Here is a 2,873-nt window from a genome sequence, read left to right as displayed (position 1 = left end):
GGTTCGGCCGTAAGCTGGTTCTGATCGTCAGTTGTTGCTGGTCGAGCCCTACCTCCCGCTCAATACGCCGATGAACGCGACTTAACTGCATCCTGAAAGACGTAACGTAACCACAAGGAATCGATATGGATTGCCCCTCCCACCATATCCTAGACACCCCCATCTGGTCGGCCTTGGCGACCCGACACGGGCACCTCCGACAAGGCGGTTCGTTTGCTCGTCGCTATTGTCCGGAAATGGCCCCGTTCGCAGCCGTGGTGTCGGACACTGCGACTGCCTGGCAGGAGTTTCACCGGCTTCTTCAGCCCGGCGAGCAGGCGAGGTTGATAGCGCTCAATCCCATAGAACCGACCCATGGTCTGCAAGCAGAGCAGGTTGCCGTACTCCATCAAATGGTGGCCGCGATTCGGGCGCCTGACAGCGCGCTTGATGCGGCGGTGCTGCGCCTGAACCACCTCGATGCCGAAGAGATGCTCGACCTAGCGGCAAAGACCAAACCGGGCCCTTTCGCAAGGCGCACACACCAGATGGGCAACTACATCGGTATCCGGGAACGGGGGCAGCTCATTGCGATGGCAGGTGAACGCATGCTCATCGACGGATACGTCGAAATAAGCGCTGTTTGTGTGCGTGACGAGTATCGAGGGAAAGGCCTTGCTGGTCGACTCGTGAATGCCTTGCGCAGGGGTATCGAGGCCCGCGGGGATACACCGTTCCTGCATGTCCGCAGTAACAATCAGGCCGCGATCGGGTTGTATGAACGCCTCGGGTTCGAGGTGAGGCAGGCCTTTCGCCTCATCGCGATCAAGCGCACGAATATGGGTTCGGCGTGAGTTTAGTCGGTCGGCGCCTCTTGTGCCAACCCACGGCAAAAGTGCTTTGGATGATGATCTGGGCGGTTAGCGTGGAGCGGTGCCGGTCACCATCGCCGAGGTCAACGACACCAACACCGGCGAACCGGCGCTATCTCCTCCTGTCGGCACTGGTGCCTGGCAAGATACGGATACAGTTGCTACGAGGCGAGGTACACATTGAAGGGAGCGTCGATCCGGACACGCTGCGCGTGGGGTTCTGATTACCATATAGCCGTTTTCCTTCCGGCCGGGTAGCAACCGCCGGGTAGAGTCACGGTCCGAACCGACTTGGCGCATAGGAGGCCCGGCACGGACAAGTTTGGTCAAATAGACGTGCACTCGCACAACAGTGTGGTGCGCCGAGTTGATGCATCGCATTCGCCAGGGGCAGTTCAATCTCGCGACGCTCGGCCTCAAAGACACCGCTACACCGACCGTTTAAAATGCAGTCCTCTCGGATTAATAAGCTATCATCTCACAATCAACCTCCTCGACTATTTCCCCTATTTGCACCAGAACCTCGCCGTTCAGATGCGAAACCATAGTCCACTGCGAGAGAGCTCACGCATGGCGCGCGTCGCTGCACGCCTGACCTACTGCTCGACGGGACTCTTTCGGCCTACCTTTCGCTCGTCTACTTGTCGCCCGTGACCGGTATAAACTCTCGTGCGAAGCGGGTGGGAAGCGGAAGACGAAATATCAAATTCAGCGATCTGCGCACGCCTGCCGGCCGTCTGCCAACGCCGCCCAGTCGTAGCAGCAGAAGGTAGGCAAATAAGAGCGGAGGAGTAGTGGATAGAATTCAGGTCATGCGAGTCTTCGCAAAGGTGGTTGAGACAGGTAGTTTCACGGCTGCCGCTGATTTTTACGGATTCAATTCCGCGGCAATCTCGCGAGGCGTAGCCGAACTCGAAAAGCAGTTGTGTACCAGGCTGATTAATCGGAGTACGCGGAGAATGGCGCTAACCGAAGCCGGCAAACGATATCTGGCGCGATGCCAGGAAATCCTTCGGCTATATGACGAGGCCGAAATGGAAGCACGGGACGCCAACATACGCCCCGCCGGCTTACTTCGCGTCCATTCTTGGGGGGCTTTCGGCCAGCACTACGTAATTCCTTGCCTCGCGAGCTATGAGGAAATGTACCCTGATGTTTCCGTGGAACTTACCCTCTTGCAGCGAGCGCCTGATTTGGTTGAAGAGGGATTTGACGTCTCAATCGTACTTGCGGAGAAGTTGGAAGACTCTGCTCTGATTGCTCAGCAGATCGGCGAGACGGCCAGCATACTTTGTGCGTCTCCGTCATTCCTTCAACGTTATCCGTCGGTGGAGCGTCCGGAGGACTTAGCCAAACTGCCATGCATTGAGCTTTCCTTGCCTCAATTTACGCGCAACCGCTGGACGCTGCATCGTGGCGAAGAGCAGGCTTCCATCACAATTACGGGCCGACTTCGCGTGAATGTCCCAGAGTCCGTCGCAGCAGCAATGGAACATGGCATGGGCATTGGCGCGTTGCCAGCGTATTCCGCCATGAAAGGACTACGCGATGGAACGCTGGTGCGCGTACTGCCCAACTACATGCTACGGCCTCTTCGGATTTTCGCGCTATACGCGTCAAACCGTTATGTCGACGCAAAGGTCAAGACATGGATTGATCATCTGAAACAGACGTTGCCCGAGCAACGGGCGGCTGAGATCGCGTTACTAGCGGAGCGGGGCGCTGATATCGGCTGAACCAGGGATATCCGTCTAGCTTCTTTACCTGCACTCAATCCTCAATCAAGTTGAGGGCACCCGACGGACGGGGCGCTGTCCCGTCACTGGATGAGTGTCGCTGCGTCGCACGGCGGTAGGCTAATCCGCCTGAAACGCACTGCCCCGGACCCCGCGCTCCGCACCTACGCCTACTACGATAGCCGACCGCTTTCTTATTTCGTTATCCATAATGTCAATGACGGTTAAATCGCATTGCCGATTCGCGACCATTATTCGCGAGTCCTGGCCGCAAAGGTGGTCACGC

2 protein-coding genes and 1 pseudogene are annotated in these 2,873 nt (G+C 57.4%); all 3 read left to right on the top strand.

The window, feature by feature from the left end; translation table 11 throughout:
• The first annotated feature begins 236 nt into the window (after window positions 1–236).
• Window positions 237–833 carry a GNAT family N-acetyltransferase gene (locus tag WCA53_RS21390; RefSeq protein ID WP_423915342.1) on the top strand — a complete coding sequence of 199 codons (597 nt, stop codon included), beginning with the start codon at window positions 237–239 and terminating at the stop codon, window positions 831–833.
• A gap of 367 nt (window positions 834–1,200) precedes the next feature.
• Window positions 1,201–1,296 (top strand): annotated as a pseudogene (locus tag WCA53_RS21385) (IS6 family transposase); the annotation flags it as partial.
• A 367-nt stretch (window positions 1,297–1,663) separates the two neighbouring features.
• Entirely contained in the window at window positions 1,664–2,587 is a 924-nt protein-coding gene (locus WCA53_RS21380; protein ID WP_423915340.1) for a LysR substrate-binding domain-containing protein, read from the top strand.
• Window positions 2,588–2,873 lie beyond the last annotated feature (286 nt).

This window comes from Caballeronia sp., assembly GCF_049581465.1.
GTDB lineage: Bacteria > Pseudomonadota > Gammaproteobacteria > Burkholderiales > Burkholderiaceae > Caballeronia.
Note: the sequence above shows the minus strand (reverse complement) of the source record. Positions and strands in the feature narration are given on the sequence as shown.

Excerpts from the sequence above, each read along its gene's own strand:
- WCA53_RS21380 (WP_423915340.1), top strand. The coding sequence starts at position 1,664 with ATGCGAGTCTTCGCAAAGGTGGTTGAGACAGGTAGTTTCACGGCTGCC.
- WCA53_RS21390 (WP_423915342.1), top strand. The coding sequence starts at position 237 with ATGGCCCCGTTCGCAGCCGTGGTGTCGGACACTGCGACTGCCTGGCAG.